The organism is Microbacterium sp. Bi98 (genome assembly GCF_918698045.1).
Lineage (GTDB): Bacteria > Actinomycetota > Actinomycetes > Actinomycetales > Microbacteriaceae > Microbacterium.
The window spans coordinates 68,254-89,782 of sequence record NZ_CAKKLK010000007.1 but is presented as its reverse complement, the minus strand read 5'-3'; the positions used below and the strand labels follow the sequence as shown (position 1 = coordinate 89,782).

The window sequence follows — 21,529 nt, the reverse complement described above, 5'->3', positions numbered from 1 at the left end:
TCCCAGGCCACGCTTCTAGACTGACGCCATGCAGCAGGTCGAGACGAAGGCGCCCCGGCGCTCGCGCCTCGCTGCCGATCTCGCGCTCCTCGCGGTCATCGGCCTCGTGCTCGTCGCCGCTCTCGGTGCAGGTGGAGCCACCCTGTACCAGCAGTTCTACGGGCCGTCGGCGTTCGTCGTGCGCTACCTCGACCTGCTCTCGGAAGGACGAGCGGCTGACGCTCTGCGCGTGCCCGGCGTCGCGATCGATCGGGAGACCCTCGAGATCGCCGGCATCGGAGCCACCGCGTCGGAGGCGCTGCTGCGTCACTCGGCACTCGCGCCGCTCACCGACGTCGAGGTGCAGTCGGAACAGGCCGACGAGTCCGGCAAGACCGAGGTGACCGTGTCGTACGAGGCGAGCGGGCACGCCGGCACCACCACCTTCACCGTCGAGCAGGACGGCTGGGCGGGGGTCACCCCCAACTGGCGCTTCACGACGAGCCCGCTGGCCGTGGTCGAGCTCACGGTGCGCGGTGCCGATCAGTTCGCCGTCAACGGCTTCGAGATGGATCGCCGCCAGGTCTCACCCGCCGGGGCGGAGGCCGCACCCCTCGATCCCCTTCCCCTGCTGGTCTTCACGCCGGGGCTGTACTCGGTCACCGTCGACACTGCGATCGCGGAGTCCGAGGGCATCGGCGTCCTCGCAGACACCCCGCTCGCCACCACGCCCGTCGACGTGCAGACCGAGCCCACCTCGGACTTCGTCGCGGTGGTGCAGCAGCGGGTCGAGGAGTTCCTCACCGCCTGCACCACGCAGGAGGTGCTGCAGCCGACCGCCTGCCCGTTCGGCCTCGAGGTCTCCAACCGCCTCGCCTCGCTGCCGAAGTGGTCGATCGCCGCACAACCGCAGGTGAGCGTCGTGCCCGACGGCGGACACTGGAAGATCCCTCCGACGGATGCCGTCGCGCACGTCGACGTCGAGATCCGCTCGCTCTTCGACGGCTCGGTTCAGGAGCGGTCGGAAGACGTCCCGTTCCAGGTGAACGGATCGATCACGATCCTCCCCGACGGCAAGGTGTCGATCCGGGTCGGATCCCCCGACGAGGAGTCCACGGGCTGACGCCCGCCGGGAGCACGGTCACCGCGCGTCGCGCTCCGCCTGACGCAGGTCGCGCTCGGCGAGCGCCGCGAGCTTCTGGTTGTACTCCTCGAGCTCGGCCTCGCCCGTGCGGTCTGCATGACGGTCGCGGCGCTTCTGCAGCTTGGTGTCGCTGCGGCTCCACTGGATCGCCACGGTGATCGCGAGGATCAGGGTCGGGATCTCTCCGATCGACCACGCTATGCCGCCGCCGATGTACTGATCCTCGATGGGCGTCGGGCCCCAGGTGCGCCCCATCGACCCGAACCAGTCGGCGACCATCAACCCCTCCTGCATCATGATCGCGACGCCGAAGAAGGCGTGCATGGCCATGATGGCGATCAGGGTGATGAGGCGCCCCGGGTAGGGCAGACGGTAGGGCACCGGGTCGGCGCCGACCAGGCTCAGCACGAACAGGTAGCCGGAGATGAGGAAATGCGCGACCATCCACTCGTGGCCGAGGTGCTCGAACATCGACCAGCGCACCAGGTCGGTGAAGTAGAACGCCCACAGCGACAGGATGAAGATGCCCGCCGCCACGAACGGGTGGGTGACGACCTTCGAGAACGGCGAGTGCACGGCCCACATGATCCATTCGCGACCACCGCGGGTGCCGTCGTCGCGCTTGTGGATCGCTCGAAGGGCCAGCGTGACCGGCGCCCCCGAGACCAGCAGCAGCGGGATCGCCATCGACAGCATCATGTGCCCCAGCATGTGCACGCTGAAGAGATACTCCTGATACGCGTTGATCGGGCCGCCCGTGACCCAGAGCAGCATCAGCATTCCCAGCACCCAGAACACGGTGCGGTGGATCGGCCAGCGGTCACCACGGAGCCGCAGTCGGCGCACGCCGGCGAGGTAGAGGAAGAGGCCGAACCCGGCGGCCACCAGCCAGAGCACGTCGATGTCCCACGCCGTGAACCAGCGGTCGATCGTGAACTCCGGCGGCAGCGGGGAGCGGGTGAGGTTCTCGGCGGGGGTCTGCACGAACGCCGCCTCCTCGCCGGTGGGCGGGGGCGTGCGCGCGAGCGCGGCGGCAGCTCCCGAGGCCAGACCCATCAGAGCGACCTCGCACAGCACCAGCATCCAGAACCAGCGCGCGGCTCCGTCGTCCTCGAGCCGAGGGATCAGGCGGGTGCGATACCAGGCGCCCAGCATTCCCATACCGACGAGGAGCACGACCTTCGCGAGCAGGATGGTGCCGTACGGCGTCCAGAGCTGCGAGATGTCGCCGAATGAGACGACGGAGCGGGCGAGACCCGAGATCGCGACGACGGCGAACGCGGCGATCGCGAGACTCGAATAGCGGCTCACCAGCTGCGCCGTGCCCACGCCCGAGCGGTCGCGCAGGATCACGACGAGCAGCAGGCCGCCGAGCCACACCGCCGCGCCGATCGTGTGCAGCAGGATCGAGTTCACCGCGATGTTGTGACCGGCGAGCTCCCCGGAGTGACCCTGCGTCGCCAGCGGAAGGAAGGATGCCGCGGCGAGGATCGCCGTGATGAGCGTCGGCGTCCACGTGCGCCACGCGAACGCGAGCACGGTGATCACCGAGCCCATGATGGTGGTGATCAGCCAGGACTGACCGAGCGGCAGCTGCAGCAGGAATCGTCCGAGCTGCTCACCGAACTCGCGCTCGGCGCTCAGCTGCGGGTTGAAGGCCGCCATGAAGGTGAAGAATCCGCTGATGCCGGCGGTGACCGTGAAGACGGCAGCGCCGGCCGAGGCCGTGTTGAGCGCCGTGTCGAATGACTTCTCCTCGCTGCGCAGGGCGAACAGCGCCAGCACGAGCGAGCCCAGCATCGCCGCGGCCGCGATGTTCATCACGAGCTTGACGATGGGGGTGGCCCAGCGCACGAAGGGACCCGGATCCTGCAGAAGCAGCGGAGCCGCGCCTCCGCCGATCACGAGGGCGAAGATCACGCCGATCAGTCCGGTCGCGAGCAGGATGCCGATTCCGGCCGCGCGATACGCGGAGCGGGTCGGGGTCTGCACGGCGCGGGCACTCACCCCTCCAGCCTAAGCCGCGGATCGGGGGAGGACGCACGAAGGCCGCCCCCGACGGATCGGGAGCGGCCTTCGAAGAGGTGCGGTCTTACTTGACGGCAGCCTTGAGCTTGGAACCAGCGGTCACCTTGACGCGGTGGCCGGCCGGGATCTTGATCTCGGCGCCGGTCTGCGGGTTGCGGCCCGTGCGAGCTGCGGTCGCGACCTGCTCGAACGAGATCCAGCCCGGGATCGAGACCTTGCTGCCCTTGGCAACAGCGTCGGAGACCGAGGAGAACAGCGCGTCGAGGACACCCGAGACGGTGGCCTGGCTCTGGCCGGTGGCAGAAGCGATGCTCGCGACGAGCTCGGTCTTGGTGATGGACTTGTCAGCCATGTCATCCTCCAGCGACGAGGTTCCCGTCGCATCGTTGTGGTTCAGAGGGCTGCTGCCCTCCGTTGGTCGAGTGACCGCCTTGAATGTACCAACCACCACCCACATTTCCGCGTCATTTCGCGGGTTTTGGGCTTTTCGGCGGCGTGTCGTGGGGCAGAAGTGACGAATGTGACTCGTGGGGCATCGATTTCAGCGCGCCCGTCGGCCTCATCGTGGGAAGGAGATCTCTTGCCGCGAAGGGGCGGAATCACCGTTCGATCCTTGCGTGAGAGAGATCTCCTTCGCTCGGCGCGCGCAGATCAGCCCGGGCGACGACGCGTCTCAGGTCGGTTCGGCCGTCGTCGTGGCGGTCGGGGATGCGTCGTCGGCCGTGGCGGAGGCCATCGCGGCGCGGCGCTTCGCACGACGGGTGCGGGTCTCCTTCGACAACGGGTACCGGGCGTCCAGCCGGGGCTCGAGGACGATCCGACGCAGCGCAGTGAGGATCACGTACCCGCCCACCCAGTAGGACAGGAACAGCACGAGTCCATACGAGAACGTGAAGCTCAGCAGCGTGCACACGATGCCGATGCCGACATAGAGCCAGGTCCAGGCGTGGGCGATGCGATCACGCGCGGCCTGCTGGTCATCCGTGCGCTGCTGCAGCGAATCGACCCGGCTGCTGAGTGCCTCATCGTCGATCGTGGCGAAGAGGTCCCGCACCGGCACCTGCAGCGCATCCGCGACCAGAGACAGCGTCTCCAGGCTCGCATCCTGTCCGGCTTCCAGGCGCTGCACGGTCCTGAGTCCCACGCCGCTCTCGGTCGCCAGTCGTTCCTGAGTCCACCCCTGCGCCTGGCGCAGTTCCGTGATTCGTGTCGTGTTCATGTCCTCCATGCTCTCCAGCGGCCCCGATCCGCCGCCACGCCACCGAGCCGCCAGTCAGCCGCCAGCTGGCCGCCATCGACCCGCCGCCCCGTCGCCGTCGCCGTCGCCGCGTCAGAGCGGGCGGTGGGCGGCGACCACCGAGCGTGCGGTGCGCTCGAACGCCGGCGTGACCCGCTCGTCTCCGTCGAGGTACCCGCCGACGAGCGCGGCGTCGCGCAGCAGCACGAGGGACGCCGCGACATCGACGGGGCTCTCGAGGCCGGCCTGCTCGGCGACGGCCTGGAGCGTCGAGCGGAACCACTCCCGGTGCTCGTCGATCAGCAGACGGACGGCACCGTCGGCATCCGGATACTCCGCTGCCGCGTTGATGAACGGGCAGCCACGCGTGTGCCGGAGGCGGATGTCGGCGGCGATGCCGTCGATCACGGCGTCGACCAGCTGCGCAGGATCCGTCACCGCCTCGCCCGCGTCGGCGAACATCGCGCGGAGCATCTCGTCTTCGTTGCGCAGGTACGCGAGGACGAGGTTCTCCTTGCCGCCGAACTGGTTGTAGAGCGTCGCCCTGGTGACCGCGGCCTCATCGATGATGCGGTCGACGCCGACCGCATGGATCCCCTCTTCGTAGAAGAGCCTGGTGGCAGTGTCGATCAGCCGGGTGCGGGCTGCGCTGGGCCGCTTCGGAGCCGTCGTCGGAGCGGAGGTGGGAGTCGTGGTCTTCATGATGATCCCTCTCATCGTGTCATCCGATTCGGGTTTTCGGGAATAGGTTGTGCTAGATAGAACGTTCGGTCTACTATCAGCGTAACGCACTCGCACCGGGCGGGGCAGACACAGGAGAAGAAACGATGAACAGCACGGACAAGACCCCGATCGTCCTGATCCACGGACTCTGGATGACGCCGAAGAGCTGGGACACGTGGGCCGAGCGGTTCCGCGCGCAGGGCCACGAGGTGATCATCCCGGGATGGCCCGGGATCGACGACCGCTCCGTCGAGGACATCCGCCGCGACCCGTCGGCCCTCAAGGGGATCGGCCTGAAGCAGATCGCCGACAACTACGAGCGCATCATCCGTGCGCTTCCGGTCAAGCCGATCATCATGGGCCACTCGTTCGGCGGCGTGCTTACCCAGATGCTCGCCGACCGCGGCCTCGGCGCCGTCTACGTGGGCGTGGCCCCGGGACAGACCGCCGGCGTCACCGCACTGCCCCTCTCGACCCTGTGGACCGGAACGCCGATCCTCTCCAACCCCTTCGGCATCAACGGAGCCAAGCCGCTGTCGAAGCGCCACTTCCACTTCACGTTCGGCAACGACCTCCCCCGCGCAGCATCCGACGCCCTCTGGGAGGAGTACGCCGTGAACTCCTACAACAAGGTCTTCTTCGAGGGCGTGACCTCGGTGCTCAACGAGAAGGGCGGAGTCACCCACGTCGACTACGCACGCGCCGACCGCGCCCCGCTGCTCGTCATCACCGGCGAGATCGACCACGTCGTGCCCCCGGCCATCGGACGCGCGATCGTGAAGAAGTATCACTCGTCCGGCAGCACCGCCATCGTCGAGTACAAGGAGTATGCGGGCCGCACCCACCGTCTCGTCAGCCAGGACGGCTGGGAGGAGATCGCCGACTACGCGCTCACCTGGGCGGTGGAGCACGCGACAGCATCCGTCGCCTGATGCGGGGCGCTGCGGCGCCTCGGAGCGCATCCGCGATACGGAGAGCGCCTCGATGTGCGAAGGAGATCTCGCGCAGCGAAGGACTGGATGACGCATTCGGTCCTTCGCTGGGTGAGATCTCCTTCTCTGCAAGCGAGGACATCAGCCGAGATGCCTGCCCTGAGCGACCGCATCCATGATGATCGCCTGCACTTCTGGCCAGCGAGCCATGATCTGCTCGTACCCGAACCGCAGCACGTGATAGCCACGGAGCATGAGCTGTGCGTCATGCTCGATGTCAGCCGTCCGCTGTGCTCCGACGTGTGTCGCTCCGTCGATCTGAATCACCAGGCGCTCGCCGATCAGGAGGTCGACACGGTATCCGTGCAGCCACGCCTGCTGCACCATCGCAAGACCCAACCACCGCAGCCTCGACACGAAGATCGTCTCGAGACCCGAGTCCGAGAAGGGCCTGGCGGATTCGAGCAGCTCCCGGGCGGCGGGCGGCAGCTCGAATCGCGACAGCACACGCTCGTCGACGAGCCCCTTGTTCAGAGCCGACTCCCAGATCACCAGGGCGGTCTCTCTCGGCTGGCAGCGCGCCACCACGACGAGGGTGTTGACGAGCCCGTCGACGGTGGAGTCGGGGTCGCGCTGAACCACCGGGCGCGACCAGTGGACGACGACCTGCGACGGCACCCGCACGCGGGCGGCATTCGGGCGGGCAGCCACGTGGACGGACGATGCGTTCGGCACCCACAACCCCATGCGCTCGGCTGCGGTGACGCAGGTGATGACGACCCCGCGAGTCGCGGCGCCCACGACGATCGGGTCGGCGTCGGGCAGCGCAATCCATCCTCGACGGATCGATCTCACCGCACCGAGCTCCTTCGCACGGCGCAGTGTGTGAGCGCTCACCCCGAGTGACCGAAGTCGCTCGACGCGCGCGACCCCACCCTGACGTTCGAGCTCGGTGACCGCATCCATCAGGCGATACTCCCCCGTGGTCGGCTTCCGAGGAGGCCGCGCACCCGGCCCCTGTAGAGAACCGTGAACTCGGCCCCTCGGTGCAGAGCGACTGCTGCGAAGGAGATCTCATGCAGTGAAGGAGCGAATGGCGCAGCATCCCCTTCTCAGCGAGAGATCCCCTTCGCAGCGAGCGCCGCAACACGAGTCGCGGATGCCGGGATGCGGATGCCGGGACACAGGCCCGGGCATAGCGAAAGGGGCGAGGATCCGAAGATCCTCGCCCCTTTCGGCTTGTCTGCTGAGACTTACCAGCTGGACTTGGTGACACCGGGCAGCTCGCCACGGTGTGCCATGTCACGGAAGCGGACGCGCGAGACGCCGAACTTCGTGAGGACACCGCGGGGGCGGCCGTCGATGACGTCGCGCGAACGCACGCGAGCCGGCGACGCGTTGCGCGGCAGCTTCTGCAGGCCGACGCGTGCGGCCTCGCGGGCCTCGTCGGTGGCGTTCGGGTCGACCAGGGTCTTCTTCAGCTCGGCGCGACGCTCTGCGTAACGCTCGACGATGACCTTGCGCTGCTCGTTGCGAGCGATCTTGCTCTTCTTAGCCATTGATCAACGCTCCTCTCGGAATTCGACGTGCTGACGGATGACCGGGTCGTACTTTTTGAGCACGAGGCGGTCGGGGGTGTTGCGGCGGTTCTTCTTGGTCACGTACGTGTAGCCCGTACCTGCCGTGGAGCGCAGCTTGATGATCGGACGTACGTCCTGAGCCTTCTTGGCCATTAGAGCTTCACACCCTTCGCCTGGAGGTCCTTGACCACGTTCTCGATGCCGCGGACGTCGATCACCTTGATGCCCTTGGCGGACACGTTGAGCGTGATCTTACGACCGAGCGAAGCGACGAAATAGGTCTTCTTCTGCACGTTCGGGTCGAAGCGACGCTTCGTCCGGCGGTGCGAGTGCGAGACGTTGTGACCGAAGCCGGGAACAGCTCCTGTCACCTGGCACACTGCTGCCATGATGTGACTCCTTCTATACCGTGAGACCGGACGGTCTCACCCAAGATCCCTTGTCTGCGCGCCACCCCGCATCGCCGATCTCTCGGCCGAAGAACGGGAAGCACGCGAACTACGCACAGGAGTGTGCGCAGACAAAGAGTCAGTTTAGCACGACCCCGAGTCAGACCCGGACGACCTCGAGCAGCAGCGCCGCCCCCGGCGCGAGCAGGGGCAGGGGCACCCCGACCGTCTCGAAGAACGCGCCGGTCGCCTCGATCCCGGCATCCAGCCAGGCGGGATCCGAGACCTGGTGCCGCGTCGCGGTGCCCAGCTCGTCCCGCACCCGCAGCCGGTAGCGCCCGCCGGGCTGCAGTCCGGGGATGCGGGTGCGCGGCGTGAACGCGTCGACCGACGCACCCTGCCGCACCCACGCGAACACACCGCGGGAGCCGTCGACCGTGACGACGCCGTGCAGCAGCGTCTCGTCGTCGACCTCGTCGCTGCGCACGGTGACCCCGGAGTGCAGCAGCGGCCGCAGCTCGCGATAGAGCGCCGTCCAGCGGGTCAGCGCCTCCCGCTCGTCATCCGTGCACCGCGTGATGTCCCACTCGATGCCGGCGTGCCCGAACAGCGCGGTGGCCATGCGGAACGGCAGGGATGCCGCGCGATGCGTCGTCTCGGCGACCGGCGGACCGACGTGAGACCCCACGACCTCCGGGGGCACGAGAGTGCCTGTCCAGCGCTGGATCTGCTGCCGTTCGATCGGATCGTTCGAGTCCGAGCCCCAGACGCGCTGGGTGCGCTGGAGCACCCCGAGGTCGACGCGGGCTCCGCCGCTCGCGCACGACTCGATCTCGAGAGAGGGATGCCGCTCGCGCAGCGCGTCGAGCAGGGCGTAGAAGGCGGCCGTCTGAGCGTGCACGGACGCGCGGCCGGTGTGCGGCGACACCGCGGCGTGCAGGTCGCGGTTGTGGTCCCACTTGATGAAGTCGATGCCGATCTCGGAGACCAGGGCGTCGATGCGCTCCAGCAGGTGGGCCGCGGCATCCGGGTTCGCCAGGTCGAGCACCTTCTGATGCCGCCAGGTGGGCGCGTCGGGCGCGGCCTGCAGCACCCAGTCCGGATGCTGCGCGGCGAGGTCGGAGACCGGGTTCACCATCTCGGGCTCGAACCAGAGACCGAACTGCATCCCGAGACCGTGCACCTGATCGGCGAGCGGCCGCAGCCCCTCCGGCCACTTGGCGTCGTCGATGAACCAGTCGCCGAGTCCTGATCGGTCGTCGGGCCGTCCGCGGAACCATCCGTCGTCGAGCACGAACCGCTCGACGCCGACGGATGCCGCAGCCTCGGCCAGCTCGATGATCTTCGCGGGGTCGTGGTCGAAGTACACGGCCTCCCAGGTGTTGAGCACGAGAGGGCGCGGCGTCGTGGGGTGTGCGGAGAACGCGCGGACGGTCTGATGCAGGCGGGCCGACACGGAGTCGAGCCCGCTCTCGCCGTAGGCGAGGAACACCTGCGGCGAGACGTAGGTCTCCCCCGCGCCGAGCCGGATCTCGCCGGGCAGCAGCAGTTCTCCCCCGCCGAGCACCGCCCCGTGAACGCCGGCGCCCTCGGGGAGCCTCTCGACGCCGACTTCGAGGTCCCCGCTCCACGCGACGTGCGCGGTCCACAGTTCCCCTCGGCGGAAGCCGAACCCGTCGGTGCCGATCGCGGTCAGGTACGGGGCGTCGTGGCCACCGCGACCGCGGCGCACCTGACGCAGGTGCGCTCCGTGGCGCAGGGCGCCTCGCTGTGGTCGCCGCTCGCCCGTCCAGCGTCCGGTGTGATCGAGCACCTCGGTCGCATGTGCGGGGATCGGCAGCAGGATGCGCGCGGCGAGCAGGTCGAGCGGCTCGGCAGCATCCGCCGTGCTCGTCACCGACACCTGGGCGGTGAGCACGCCGACGGCATCCAGCTCGAGATCGAGGACGACGGATGCGCCGGCCGCGGGATCCGCGAACTCCCCGCGCAGCGATGACTCCGTCGCCTTCCACCCGGTCGAGCGCAGCAGCGGAGCGCTGTGCAGCCCGCCGCGGTGCCAGGCGAGCGCCGGGGCGCCGGACCATCCGTCGGCTTCGACGGCCAGCAGCGGGAAGGTGCGCGAGGCGTCGAACGAGCTGAACGTCACAGCTCCGGTCGACGACACCGCGAGTGCGTCGAGGTCGGCGGTGTCGAGCGCCGCGCCCCAGTGCAGCAGCCGCGCACTCGTCGTGTCGATGACGACGCTGACGCCGGCCGAGGTCAGGTGGACGAGTTCGCTCATTGCCGCTCCAGACGAAAAGGGGGAGGCCCGCCCGTGAGCATACGGGCGGGCCTCCGAGAGGTGTTACTCCGTGACGGGGATCGATGCGGCCTTGAGCGCGTCGATGGTCGCCGTCTGGCCCTTCTCGATCGCGTCGAGCAGAGTGCCGTTGCCCGAGACCGCGGCCTTGAAGCCGTCGGACACGTCCGAGTAGGTCTGGGTCATGGTCGGGCCCCACGCGAAGTCGGGGGAGACCTGGGTGGCTGCGTCGGCGAAGACGTCGTAGATCTTCTGTCCGCCGTAGAACTCGACGCCCTCGGCGTAGACCGGCAGCTCGAGACCGGCTGTCGTGGCCGGGTAGAGGTTGGCGGCCTCGGCGAGCGCGGTCAGCGCCTCATCCGACGTGTTGAGCCACAGCGCGAACTTCGTCGCCTCGTAGACGTGCTCGCTGCCCTTGAGGACAGCGGTCGACGACCCGCCCCAGTTGCCGGCCGCGGTGCCGCCGGCCTCCCACTGCGGCAGCGGTGCGACAGCCCAGGAGCCGGCGGTGTCGGGGGCTCCGCTGGAGATCGAGTTGGCGCCCCAGACGGCGGAGTTCCAGGTCCAGACCTGACCGGAGTTGTAGGCGTTGTTCCACTCGTCGGTCCAGGCGGGAACCGTGGCGACGAGGTCGTCGTCGAGCATGCTCTGCCAGAAGTCGGCGACCGTGGTGGTCGCGTCGTCGGCCAGCGACACCGTCCAGCCCTCGTCGTCGCTCGAGAACCACTGAGCGCCGTCCTGCCAGGCGAAGCCGGCGAACTGGTTGATGTCCGACTGCGAGAAGTTGGTGATGTATCCGCCGAGGTCACGGATCTTCACGGCCGCCTCGCGGTACTCGTCCCACGTGGTGGGGATCGCGATGCCGTTCTGCTCGAAGAGGTCGGCGCGGTAGAACAGCGCCATGGGGCCGGTGTCCTGCGGAACGCCGTAGACGCCCTCGGTGCCGAGGGTGACCTGTCCCCAGGCCCAGTCGACGAACTGGTCCTCCGCGGCGACGACGTCCTCACAGCCGCTGAGGTCTTCGAGGCCGTCCTGCACGAGGAAGTTCGGCAGCGCGTCGTACTCGATCTGACCGAGGTCGGGCGCATCGCCGGCCTTGATCTGGTTGAAGAAGTTCTGGTACGTGCCGCCGTTGCCGTTCGGGCCGGTCTGCACGTCGACCTGGATCTCGGGGTTGGCCTCGTTCCAGATCTCGACGACGTCTTCGATGCCGGGGATCCAGGAGGTGAACTCGAGCGTGACGTCGCCGTCCGCCGGGGTGCACGCGGCGGCGGCGTCGCCGCCGGTGCCGGAGCTGTCTCCGCCGGACGCCGAGCAACCGGCGAGCGCGAGTGCCGAGATGGCGATGACAGCGGCTGCCTTCATCTTCGAATGCTGCATTTCGATCCTTTCGTGGATGCGATGGGGGTGGTGCGATAGGGATGGTGCGGTGGTGCGGGCCGTCCGGTCGGTCCGGGCGGCCGCCTGCTCACTTCAGGGCGCCGGCGCCCAGTCCGTTGCGCCAGAAGCGCTGGAGCAGGAGGAAGGTGACGATCAGCGGGATGACCGACAGCAGAGCGCCGATCAGCACGAGACCACGGAGTTCCGGCAGCTGGTTCAGCTGGTTGTTCCAGTTGTAGAGACCGAAGACGACCGGGAAGAGGTCTTCGGATCGCAGCATGATCATCGGCAGGAAGAAGTTGTTCCAGATGGCGACGAACTGGAAGAGGAACATCGTCACCAGCGCGGGCGTCATCAGTCGGATGCTGACCGTGAAGAACGTGCGGATCTCCCCCGCGCCGTCGAGCCGACTCGCCTCGAGCAGTTCGTCGGGAACGGAGGAGGCCGCGAAGATCCGCGCCAGGTAGACGCCGAACGGACTCACGATCGACGGCAGGAACACCGACCAGAACGTGTTGGTCAGCTGCGCCTGGCTGAAGATGAGGAACAGCGGCAGCGCGAGGGCCGTGGCCGGAACCAGCACTCCGCCGAGCACGATGTCGAACATCAGGTCGCGGCCCGGGAACCGGTACTTCGCGAGGGCGTAGCCGGCCATGGCGGCGAGCAGGGTCGCGATGGCGCCGCCGAGCGCGGCGTAGAGCACCGAGTTCAGCAGCCAGCGCAGGTAGACGCCGTCGCGGTAGGCGAACAGCTCGGCGATGTTGTCGAGCAGGTGGAAGTCGGCGAACCACAGCGGGGCGGTGGTCAGGATGTCGCCGGTCTCCTTGCTCGACGCGACGAGCAGCCACCACAGCGGCAGCAGGAAGTAGACCGTGAACACGGCCATGATCAGCATGGCGCCGGTGCGGGAGATGCCCGATTCGCGAGCACCCTTTCCGCGCGGGGCCTGTGCGCGCGAGCCCCGACCGGGGGCGACGATCGTCATGGTGCTCATGCGTTCTGCTCCTTGCGCTGCATGTACTTCATGAATCCGAACGACAGCACGAACGTCGTCACGGCCAGCACGACCGAGAAGGCGGCCGCGAGGTTGGTGTTCGGGATGGATGCCGTGGCGTAGACGGTCATGTTCGGGGTGAACGTGCTCGTGACCGCCGAACTGAACGAACGGAAGACCTGCGGTTCGGCGAGCAGCTGCAGCGTGCCGATGATCGAGAAGATCGCGGTCATCACGATCGCCGGGCGCACCAGCGGGATCTTGATCGACCAGGCGATGCGCCACTGTCCGGCGCCGTCGAGGATGGCCGCCTCGTAGAGCTCCTGCGGGATCGAGAGCAGCGCCGAGTAGATGATCAGCATGTTGTAGCCGACGTAGACCCACGTCACGACGTTCGCGATCGACCACAGCACGAGGTCTGCCCCGAGGAAGTCGATGTTCTTGGTGATCGCGGTGAACGGCGAGAGGTTCGGCGAGAACAGCGAGCCCCACATGATCGCGGCGATGACACCGGGCACCGCATACGGCACGAAGAACGCGAGGCGGAAGAAGCGCTTGCCGCGGACGAGCGGCGAGTCCAGCAGCAGCGCGAACAGCAGGGCCAGGCCGAGCATGACCGGCACCTGCACGACGCCGAAGGTCAGCATCCGCCCCATCGATGCCCAGAAGGCCTCGTTCTGGAAGACGAGCACGTACTGCGTGAAGCCGCCGAACACCTGCTCGGCCTTGCCGAAGGTGCCGTCGCGCTCGACCACGAGCAGGGACTGCCAGAACGCGTAGGCGATGGGGACGACGTAGAACAGCGCGAACAGCACGCCGAAGGGCACGATGAGGAACGCGATGGCGCCCTTGTGCGGGATCCGTCGGCGGCGGCCCGGCGCCTTCGGCGCTGAGGCGACCGCCGGAGCGGCGAGCGTGGTGGTCATACATCCTCCTTGATGATGCGGACCGCACCGGCCGGCACCAGGCCGGTGGCGCGGGCGTCGGTGACGAGGTCGTGACCTGCGGCCGCGACCTCGGCATCCGTGGATCCGTGGTTGATGACGAACAGGAACGAGCCGGCATCGCCGGTGCGGCGCACGATCTCGACGTCGGGTCCGGCGCCGGGGACGGGCGCGACACCCGCGGATGCGGCGAGCCGTGCGATCAGTGCGCGGTAGTCCTCGCGAGCGGGCTGGGTGCCGAGGAACCAGGCCTCGCCCGCTCCCGTCGCGCGCCGCGTGATCGCGGGGCGTCCGGCGGCGGGGCCGTCGACGAACGACGCGATGACCTCGGCATCCGTGGCCTTCAGGCGCTCGCTCCACACTGTCGCGGTCGTGCCGTCGGTCAGGGTGACGGTCTCGTCGGGACGCAGGGGCGTGAACTCCTCCGAGCGGATGCCGAGCAGGTCGCGGAACGCGCCGGGATAGCCGCCGGTGCGCACTCTGTCTTCTTCATCAACGATGCCGCTGAAGAAGGTGATCAGTGCTGTCGCGCCGTTCTCGACCGCGCGGGCGATCGCCGCGGCATCCGCATCGCCGATGAGGTGCAGCGCGGGGACGATCAGCAGGCGGTGGCCGTCGAGGTCTGCGCCGGGGCGCACGACGTCTGTCGTGATGCCGGCATCCGCCAGCGCGGCATGCGCGGCATGCACCTGGCCGAGGTAGGTCAGCGCCTCGCTCGGACGGCCCTCGTTCTCGGCGGCCCACCAGCTCTCCCAGGAGAAGAACAGTGCGGCGTCGGCGACGACGCGCGTCCCGGCGACCTCGCCCAGGCGATCGAGGAGTCCGCCGAGCGCGACGACCTCGCGCCACTGGTCGGAGTCCTCGCCCGCGTGCGGCACGAGTGCCGTGTGGTACTTCTCGGCGCCCTGGGTCGACGCCCGCCACTGGAAGAAGCAGATGCCGTCGGCGCCGCGCGCGATGTGGGCGGCGATGTTGCGCTGCAGCTCACCGGGAGCCTTGGCGAGGTTGTAGGGCTGCCAGTTCACTGCGCCGGTCGAGGTCTCCATGAGCAGCCACGGCGCACCCTGGGCGAGGCCGCGGGTGAGGTCGGCGGCGAACGAGAGCTCGCCTCGCGCGTCGTCGAGGCGACGGTCGAGGTAGTGGTCGTTGGCGATCAGATCCATCTCGCCCGCCCACGACCAGTAGTCGAGGTTGCGGATGTGCGCGGTGACCATGAAGTTGGTCGTCACCGGCACGTCGCTCCGCTCGCGCAGGATCGCCGCTTCGGCGCGGTAGAGCGCGAGCTGCTCGTCGGAACTGAAGCGCTGGAAGTCGAGGATCTGCCCCGGGTTGCGCAGCGAGAGGGCCTGAGCGGGCACCCGCACGTCGTCGAAGTCGCTGTAGCGCTGGCTCCAGAATGTCGTGCCCCACGCGCGGTTCAGCGCGTCGATGTCGGCGTACCGCTCGCGCAGCCAGCCACGGAAGGCCTCGGCGCTCGTGTCGCAGTAGCAGAGCGCGTTGTGGCAGCCCAGCTCGTTCGACACGTGCCAGAGCGCGACGGCCGGGTGGTCGCCGTAGCGTTCGACGACACGGGTGACGACCTCGGCGGCGTACGCGCGGAAGAGGGGCGAGCTCGGGCAGTACCCCTGACGACCGCCCTGCTGGAAGACGGTCCCGTCTTCGCCGACCGGCAGGATCTCGGGATGCTGCGCGGTGAGCCACGGTGCGGGCGAGGCCGTGCCGGTGCCGAGGTTGATGCGGATGTCCGCGGCGTGCAGCAGCGCGATGATCTCGTCGAGCGCCGCGAAGTCCCACACTCCCCTGGCGGGGTTGATCGACGACCAGCCGAAGATGTTGATCGCCACGAGACCCACGCCGGCCTGCTGCATGAGCCGCACGTCGTCGGGCCAGACGCTGCGGTCCCACTGCTCCGGGTTGTAGTCGCATCCGAAGACGAGGCCGCGCCCTGCGGAGAGGGTGGCGATGCGGTCGGACACAGCGGCGGCCATCGGTGACGCTCCTTTGCGGATCATGTGTGCACGTGCACAGTTCGCTGCGTCGAAACAGTGATCGGGATTTCTGTGAACGTGCACACATCGTCGCATGTCGTGGCGAATCCCGTCAAGTCCGGGTCGCTAGGCTGTCGATCATGAGCACTTCGGCCCGTCGTCGCAGCACCGTGCACGATGTCGCGCGCGTCGCCGGAGTCTCCAGGGGAACCGTCAGCCGCGTGATCAACGGCGGCTACGTGTCGGACGCCGCGCGCACCGCGATCGAAGAGGCGATCCGCGAGGTCGGCTACGTGCCGAACACCGCCGCCCAGAACCTCGTGCGACAGCGCACCCAGGCCATCGCGTTCATCGTGCACGAGCCGCACGCGCTGTTCCTCGAAGACCCCAACATCGGCGCGATCATGCTCGGCACGAACGAGACTCTCTCCGAGGCGGACTACCAGATGGTCTGCCTCGTGGTCGACTCGGTGCGAGACACCGAACGCGTCGCGCGATACCTCAACGGCGGGTTCGTCGACGGCGCTGTGATCGTCTCGGCCCGAGCGCAGGATCCGATCACCAAGGCCGTGATGCGACTCGACCTGCCTGTCGCCTACGTCGGCCACCCACCCGACGTCGATGCCGCCTGGGTCGGCGTCGACAACCGCGGCGCCGCGCAGGCCGTCACCTCACGTCTGCTGGCGACCGGTCGCACGAGGGTCGGCATGATCGCCGCCGCCCTCGACCGCGACTCGGGCACCGATCGACTCGCCGGATTCACCGACGCTCTCGGCGACGACTTCGATCCGGACCTCGTCGAAGAGGTGCCGCTGTACTCCTACGCCGACGGAGCCGCCGCCATGAGGCGACTGCTCGACCGAGCACCCGACATCGACGGAGTCTTCGCCGCGTCCGACGCGGTGGCCGCCGGAGCGATGTGGGCGCTGCGCGAAGCGGGACGGCGTGTGCCGGATGACGTCGGCGTGGTCGGCTTCGACAACAGCACGTGGGCGACGCGCACCACCCCGCTGCTCTCGACCGTCGACCAGCCTGCCGAAGGTCTCGGGGCCGCGGCCGCGGCATCCGTCCTCGCGCAGCTGCGCGACGATCAGCGTCCGCGCGAAGGGATCATGCTGCCGACGCCCGTGGTGTGGAGAGACTCGGCCTGAGCGCCCCTCCCCCAGCGGAACGGCGAGACCGTCGGGTCGCCGGAGATCCAGAAGCGCCAGGGGAATGCCGCGGTCCCGGCGATGCCGGCCACACCGACCCTCGGCCCGGTCGCCACATCGGTCACCGGTTCGTCACGCAGCCACAGCTCGGCGCGGGCGCCCGCGAAGTCCGCTCCGGTGATCGCGTCGATGCCGTCGTGGATCGGATGCCGCAGGCCCGCCGACTGGCCGAATCGACCGGGCCCCCGCGCGAGGTCGCGCAGCGCAGTCGCCGTCAGAGGGGGCGTCGCACGGCGGCGCACCGCGACGGCATCCGCCCCGTGCACCACCTCGCCCGCACGCAGCAGGATCCCGCCCGCCTGACCCTCGGGGCCCGAGACGACGTTCACGCACGAGTGGATGCCGTGACTCAGATAGACGTACAGGTGCCCCGGCTCGCCCCACATCGTCGCGTTGCGTGCGGTGCGCCCCATTCGCGCGTGCGACCCGGGGTCGGCCGCCGGTCCCGTGCCCTGCCCGTGATAGGCCTCGACCTCGGTGAGTCGGAGTCGCACCTCGGAGCCGGCCACGACGGTGCGCAGCTCGCCGCCGAGCAGCAGCGGAGCGACCTCGACCGGCAGCCCGCTCAGCTCGGCGCGGGTCGCTCGGTGCAGGGCATCCGTCGGCATGGGCTCAGAACTGGGGGGCCGTCTGGCACCACGAGGCGTCGAAGCCGGTGAGCGCCACGATCTCGTCACCCGTGCGCAGGTCGAGCAGGTGCGTCTCGAGGTTCTCGGGCAGCGGCAGCAGCATCTGGTCGTAGGGGTTGTCGGCCAGCTCCGGCGCTATGACGACCGCGGCGTACTGACCGCTGGGCGACGCGCAGGCCTGCAGGATCGAGTCGGTCGAATCGACCTCGACGAGCGGTGTCGCCGCGCCCTCGTCGTTGACCCGGATGACCGCCTGACCGACGGGCAGACCGTTCTCGTCGCGCGACACCACGTGGCGCAGCGTGCCGCCGGGGTACGGCGTGATCGTGATCGCGGTGCCGTAGTCGGGAGTCGATGCTTCGAGCGGTACCTCCGACCCGTCAGCGAGGTTCAGCTCGACCACCGTGCCGTCGAGTCGCTCGACGATCGCCGTGTACGTGCCCCGCGAGATGCCCTGGATGGTCGTCGCGAGTCCGAGGGACTGCACTCCCGCATCGGTCGAGCGGTCGACCAGCGAGAGCGCACCGTCGAAGTCGATGAAGAGCACGGCGGAGCTGTCCGGCACGAACTGCCAGACGAAGATGTTCGCCTCCTTGCCCCCGACCTCTGTCACCACCGGTTCGTCGTCGCCGCTCAGCGATTGGGTGACGAGCACGCTGGCGCGCCCCTCCGTATCGCTGAGCTCCTTGTCGGAGTAGCTGTAGCCGACCAGACCCCCGCGGTCGGAGACCTGGATCGCCCCGACGTATCCGACACCGGGCAGCTCGAGCTCGCGCTGGTCCGTCCCGTCGCGGTCCATCACGAGCAGCTTCGAGCCCTCGTCCTCCTCGACCGAGACCACGAGCTGCGACGACGTCGCGCGGAAGTCGTTGATCTTGTCGGCCGCGAACACGGGCTGCGCCTTCTCACCCGACAGGTCGGTGCGGAAGATCTGGTCGTTCCCGTCGGGGTCTCGGCGCAGCAGGAAGATGTGGGATGCCGGAGTCGAGAAGCTCGTCGACAGCGTGGCGCTCGGGCCGCCTCCGGCGCCGACCGCATCGGCGACCTTCACCGTGTACTCGGTGTCATCGTCGAGCGGCACGGTGAAGCGGATGCCGATGCCGCGGCCCGCGGCGTCGAGGGTGAAGGGCACGGCGGGATCGACCGTCACCTGCGATTCGTCGATCGCGGCGAGGGACTGGTTCGCGGTGAGGATGACCCGGCTGCCGGAGGTCTCGATGGCCTCGGTCGGGTCGACCTGCACCTCGGTGATGCGGGGTCCCTGGGTGAGGCTGACGACGCCGAGTCCCGCCCCCACCAGCACGAGGATGCCGAGCACAGCGCCGAGCGCCAGCAGGAACCGGCGGTCGCTCGGGGCGCCGGACTTCTCGGGCTTCGCCGGCTTCTCCGGCTTGGCGGGCTTCTCGGGCCTGGCGGCCTTTGCGGGCTTGGCGGCCTTCGCCGGCTTGGGCTTCTTCTCGGCCTTCGGCTTCTTCTCGGCCTTCGGCTGCACCGGCGCCGGGGGCGCGTAGTCGGTCGTGGAGTGAGCCGCGAACGACGTCGTGGACTCCGCATCAGGCGGGACGAAGGTCGAACGCGTCGGCCGTTCGCCGCCGGCCCCGCGAGCCCCGCGAGCCGCAGGCGAGACGACAGGCGTGTCGGTCGCAGGAGAGGTTCCGTCTCGCTCTGCCCCGCCGCCCTCGTCCGGCGATTGGGCGGTGGGTTCGGCTGCGCCGGCGTCGCTCACCGACGGCGACGGGGAATCCGCGGCAGCAGCGTCCGCTTCCGCCTCGCGGGCGGCGCGCAGCTCGGCGCGCGTGCGCGGCACCGCCGGGAGGTCGGGGCGCTCGTCGTCAGTACTCATACGGGTCCTGAGGCTCGTCGATCGCGGTGACGGTGGTGGGCTCGACGTGCAGCGAGCCGTCGGCATCCGCCTTGACCGTGCCCTCGACCTCGACCCACTGGCCGGTGTCGAACTCTCCCGCATCGATCGTCACCGGTAGCGTCGCCGGCTGCGCGTCGATCACGCAGTGCGTGATGACGAGGCGCGTGAGGTTGACGCCGTCGGCATCCGTGGGGGTGACGAAGCCGGTCAGCGTGACCGTCTTGCCGTCGTAGGCGGCGGTGTTGGTCGCCGTCGCGAACACGCTCGCCCAGTCGCCCACCCCGAAGGTCGCGGTGTCGGCGACCCCGAGGGTCACATCGTCGGCCCCGGCGAACAGCGCGGTCTGCTCTCCGACCCGCGACATCGCCAGCTCGACCGACAGCGATGCGGGCGGCAGCACGAGTGCTGCGATGACGACACCCGAGGCGACGACACCTCCGGTGACCGTGCCCACGAGGGCGAGGCTGCGGCGAGGCGACGGCTCGGCATCCGCATCCGTGCCGTGCCCGTGATCGTGTCCGTGGTCGCCTTCTTCGCCGAGCGGCAGGGTGCACGACCAGATCGCTCCGGCAAGAGTCACGACGGCCGCGGCGCAGGCGAACCACACCGACTCGGGGCTGATGTAGAGATTCAGGCGACCGGTCAGGCCGAGTCCGAGCGTGACGACCGAGATCACCGTGGCGAGACCGATGCCGAGCCAGCGGGCGCCCAGGGCACGGGCGCGCGAGCGGGCCTGCGTGGGGTGCGCGTGATCAGACAAGGACGTTCACCCCGATCCCGATCGCGAAGGCGGCGAACAGCACCACGCCGACGATCCCGACGAGGGTGCGGGTGGTGAAGGTCGTGCGCATGAGAGCGAGCATCTTCACGTCGACGAGCGGGCCGACGAGCAGGAACGCCACGAGCGCGCCCGACGAGAAGGTGGAGGCGAACGACAGGGCGAAGAAGGCGTCGACGTTCGAGCAGATCGCGACGGTCATCGCGAGGGCCATCATCGCCAGGATGGACAGCACCGGGTTCGAGCCGATCGCCAGCAGCACCTCGCGCGGGATCAGCACCTGCACCGCTCCGGCGAGCGCCGATCCGATCACGAGCGCGGGCATCACGGCGCGCAGCTCGACGAGGAACTGCGTGAGGCTGCGGCGCACCGGTGTGCCGTGCTCGTGCGTGACGCGGTCGCAGGTGTCGATGAACCGCTGGGTGAGCAGCGAGTCGGGCGAGGGGTGGCGGCTGTAGATCCAGCCGATGAGGTTGGCGATCAGGTATCCGCCGATGAGACGGGCCACCAGGATGCCGTCATCGAAGCCGAATGCCGCGTGCGTGGTCAGGATCACGATCGGGTTCACGATCGGGGCGGCGATCAGGAACGTCAGCGCCTCGGCCGGTGCGAGCCCGCGCATCATGAGACCGCGGGCGAAGGGCACGTTGCCGCACTCGCACACCGGGATGAGCATGCCGAGCAGCGACAGCACCGCACGCCGGGCCCATGCGCGCTTCGGCAGCCAGCGGTGGATGACGTCGGCGGGCAGCCACACCTGGACGACGATCGACAGCAGCACGCCGAGGATCACGAACGGCAGCGCCTCGATGAGCACGCTCAGGGCGAGGGTCAGTCCGTCCTGAGCCCTGCTGGGCAGGCTGGCGGTGAAGAGCGACGGAAGGAACCGGTCGATCAGGAAGAGCGCGAGCACGATCGCGGCGCCGAGGCCGACCCCGATCCACGGCGAGCGCGGCGATCGGGAGGGCCGGTGCGAGTGCACCGTCCGTGGAGCGGCCTGGGTGGTCACGCGTTCGCTGCCTCTTCGGCGTCCCGCTTGTTGGTGCAGGAGGCGCACAGCCCGAAGATGTCGACCACGTGCGCGGCATCCGTGAAGCCGTGGAGGGCCGCGGTGCGGTGCGCCCACTGCTCGACGTCGGTCGCCTCGATCTCGACCGTGAGTCCGCAGTTGCGACAGATCAGGTGGTGGTGGTGGCCCTGCGTCGTGCAGGCGCGGTAGAGCGCCTCGCCTTCGGGGCTCTGCAGCGAGTCGGCGTCGCCGGCTGCGGCGAGTCCGGCCAGGGCCCGATAGACCGTGGCGAGGCCGATGCCGGTGTTGTCGTCGCGGAGCGAGGCATGCAGATTCTGCGCGCTGACGAATCCTCGCGCGTCGGCGAGGGCTTCGCGCACGCGATCGCGCTGCCAGGTGTTCCGCTGAGCCATACCCACGA

The 21,529-nt window shown here is 69.0% G+C and carries 21 protein-coding genes; 3 read left to right on the top strand and 18 right to left on the bottom strand.

Annotated features, from left to right (window positions below):
* The first annotated feature begins 28 nt into the window (after positions 1-28).
* Positions 29-1,102: a hypothetical protein gene (locus LQZ85_RS12135; protein ID WP_056275381.1), complete on the top strand. Its 1,074-nt coding sequence runs from the start codon at positions 29-31 to the stop codon at positions 1,100-1,102.
* Between the two features lie 18 nt (positions 1,103-1,120).
* On the opposite strand, the gene LQZ85_RS12130 is transcribed toward LQZ85_RS12135, so the two are convergent.
* From LQZ85_RS12130 to LQZ85_RS12115, 4 genes are all read right to left on the bottom strand, one after another.
* On the bottom strand, positions 1,121-3,130 hold the full coding sequence (locus LQZ85_RS12130; RefSeq protein WP_082297919.1) for a cytochrome c oxidase assembly protein: 2,010 nt from the start codon (positions 3,128-3,130) through the stop codon (positions 1,121-1,123).
* A gap of 85 nt (positions 3,131-3,215) precedes the next feature.
* The gene (locus LQZ85_RS12125; RefSeq protein WP_042541574.1) at positions 3,216-3,503 is read right to left on the bottom strand and encodes an HU family DNA-binding protein; all 288 of its coding nucleotides are present in this window, start codon (positions 3,501-3,503) and stop codon (positions 3,216-3,218) included.
* A gap of 321 nt (positions 3,504-3,824) precedes the next feature.
* Positions 3,825-4,370: a helix-turn-helix transcriptional regulator gene (locus LQZ85_RS12120; protein ID WP_082586520.1), complete on the bottom strand. Its 546-nt coding sequence runs from the start codon at positions 4,368-4,370 to the stop codon at positions 3,825-3,827.
* A gap of 111 nt (positions 4,371-4,481) precedes the next feature.
* The gene (locus tag LQZ85_RS12115) at positions 4,482-5,090 is read right to left on the bottom strand and encodes a TetR/AcrR family transcriptional regulator (RefSeq protein WP_056277551.1); all 609 of its coding nucleotides are present in this window, start codon (positions 5,088-5,090) and stop codon (positions 4,482-4,484) included.
* Between the two features lie 125 nt (positions 5,091-5,215).
* On the opposite strand from LQZ85_RS12115, the gene LQZ85_RS12110 reads away from it, so the two are divergent.
* Positions 5,216-6,043, top strand: coding sequence for an alpha/beta fold hydrolase (locus tag LQZ85_RS12110; protein WP_056275384.1), 828 nt, complete (start codon positions 5,216-5,218; stop codon positions 6,041-6,043).
* 141 nt (positions 6,044-6,184) lie between these two features.
* Here the strand turns inward: LQZ85_RS12110 and LQZ85_RS12105 are convergent, their stop codons facing one another.
* From LQZ85_RS12105 to LQZ85_RS12065, 9 genes are all read right to left on the bottom strand, one after another.
* Positions 6,185-7,009 carry a DUF559 domain-containing protein gene (locus LQZ85_RS12105; protein WP_056275388.1) on the bottom strand — a complete coding sequence of 275 codons (825 nt, stop codon included), beginning with the start codon at positions 7,007-7,009 and terminating at the stop codon, positions 6,185-6,187.
* 287 nt (positions 7,010-7,296) lie between these two features.
* Positions 7,297-7,602 (bottom strand): 30S ribosomal protein S14, encoded by a 306-nt coding sequence (rpsN, locus tag LQZ85_RS12100; protein ID WP_042540535.1) that lies wholly within the window; start codon positions 7,600-7,602, stop codon positions 7,297-7,299.
* A gap of 3 nt (positions 7,603-7,605) precedes the next feature.
* Positions 7,606-7,776, bottom strand: coding sequence for a 50S ribosomal protein L33 (gene rpmG / locus LQZ85_RS12095; protein ID WP_017203558.1), 171 nt, complete (start codon positions 7,774-7,776; stop codon positions 7,606-7,608).
* Positions 7,776-8,012, bottom strand: coding sequence for a 50S ribosomal protein L28 (gene rpmB, locus LQZ85_RS12090; protein WP_042540533.1), 237 nt, complete (start codon positions 8,010-8,012; stop codon positions 7,776-7,778). The genes rpmG and rpmB overlap by 1 nt, the downstream gene beginning before the upstream one ends.
* A 160-nt stretch (positions 8,013-8,172) precedes the next feature.
* Positions 8,173-10,293 (bottom strand): alpha-galactosidase, encoded by a 2,121-nt coding sequence (locus tag LQZ85_RS12085; protein WP_230100927.1) that lies wholly within the window; start codon positions 10,291-10,293, stop codon positions 8,173-8,175.
* Between the two features lie 63 nt (positions 10,294-10,356).
* The gene (locus LQZ85_RS12080; RefSeq protein ID WP_230100926.1) at positions 10,357-11,691 is read right to left on the bottom strand and encodes an extracellular solute-binding protein; all 1,335 of its coding nucleotides are present in this window, start codon (positions 11,689-11,691) and stop codon (positions 10,357-10,359) included.
* An 88-nt stretch (positions 11,692-11,779) separates the two neighbouring features.
* Complete coding sequence (locus tag LQZ85_RS12075; RefSeq protein WP_053099297.1) at positions 11,780-12,676, bottom strand: carbohydrate ABC transporter permease; 897 nt, start codon at positions 12,674-12,676, stop codon at positions 11,780-11,782.
* Between the two features lie 5 nt (positions 12,677-12,681).
* Positions 12,682-13,611, bottom strand: a complete 930-nt coding sequence (locus LQZ85_RS12070) for a sugar ABC transporter permease (RefSeq protein WP_053098126.1) — start codon at positions 13,609-13,611, stop codon at positions 12,682-12,684.
* Entirely contained in the window at positions 13,608-15,617 is a 2,010-nt protein-coding gene (locus tag LQZ85_RS12065) for a beta-galactosidase (protein WP_230100925.1), read from the bottom strand. Before LQZ85_RS12065 ends, LQZ85_RS12070 begins: the two co-directional genes overlap by 4 nt.
* Before the next feature lie 140 nt (positions 15,618-15,757).
* Between LQZ85_RS12065 and LQZ85_RS12060 the strand changes: the two genes are divergently transcribed.
* Positions 15,758-16,768 (top strand): LacI family DNA-binding transcriptional regulator, encoded by a 1,011-nt coding sequence (locus LQZ85_RS12060; protein WP_056275400.1) that lies wholly within the window; start codon positions 15,758-15,760, stop codon positions 16,766-16,768.
* Here LQZ85_RS12060 and LQZ85_RS12055 read toward each other — a convergent pair.
* The 5 genes from LQZ85_RS12055 to LQZ85_RS12035 are packed head-to-tail and all read right to left on the bottom strand — an operon-like array spanning position 16,708 to position 21,521.
* Positions 16,708-17,436: a DNA-3-methyladenine glycosylase gene (locus tag LQZ85_RS12055; protein ID WP_072592098.1), complete on the bottom strand. Its 729-nt coding sequence runs from the start codon at positions 17,434-17,436 to the stop codon at positions 16,708-16,710. The genes LQZ85_RS12060 and LQZ85_RS12055 overlap by 61 nt on opposite strands.
* 4 nt (positions 17,437-17,440) lie before the next feature.
* The gene (locus LQZ85_RS12050) at positions 17,441-19,300 is read right to left on the bottom strand and encodes an Ig-like domain-containing protein (RefSeq protein ID WP_230100924.1); all 1,860 of its coding nucleotides are present in this window, start codon (positions 19,298-19,300) and stop codon (positions 17,441-17,443) included.
* Positions 19,290-20,081: a TIGR03943 family protein gene (locus LQZ85_RS12045; protein ID WP_230100923.1), complete on the bottom strand. Its 792-nt coding sequence runs from the start codon at positions 20,079-20,081 to the stop codon at positions 19,290-19,292. Before LQZ85_RS12045 ends, LQZ85_RS12050 begins: the two co-directional genes overlap by 11 nt.
* Positions 20,074-21,108, bottom strand: coding sequence for a permease (locus LQZ85_RS12040; RefSeq protein ID WP_150115130.1), 1,035 nt, complete (start codon positions 21,106-21,108; stop codon positions 20,074-20,076). The genes LQZ85_RS12045 and LQZ85_RS12040 overlap by 8 nt, the downstream gene beginning before the upstream one ends.
* Positions 21,105-21,521 (bottom strand): transcriptional repressor, encoded by a 417-nt coding sequence (locus LQZ85_RS12035; protein ID WP_042540517.1) that lies wholly within the window; start codon positions 21,519-21,521, stop codon positions 21,105-21,107. The genes LQZ85_RS12040 and LQZ85_RS12035 overlap by 4 nt, the downstream gene beginning before the upstream one ends.
* Between the last annotated feature and the right edge of the window lie 8 nt (positions 21,522-21,529).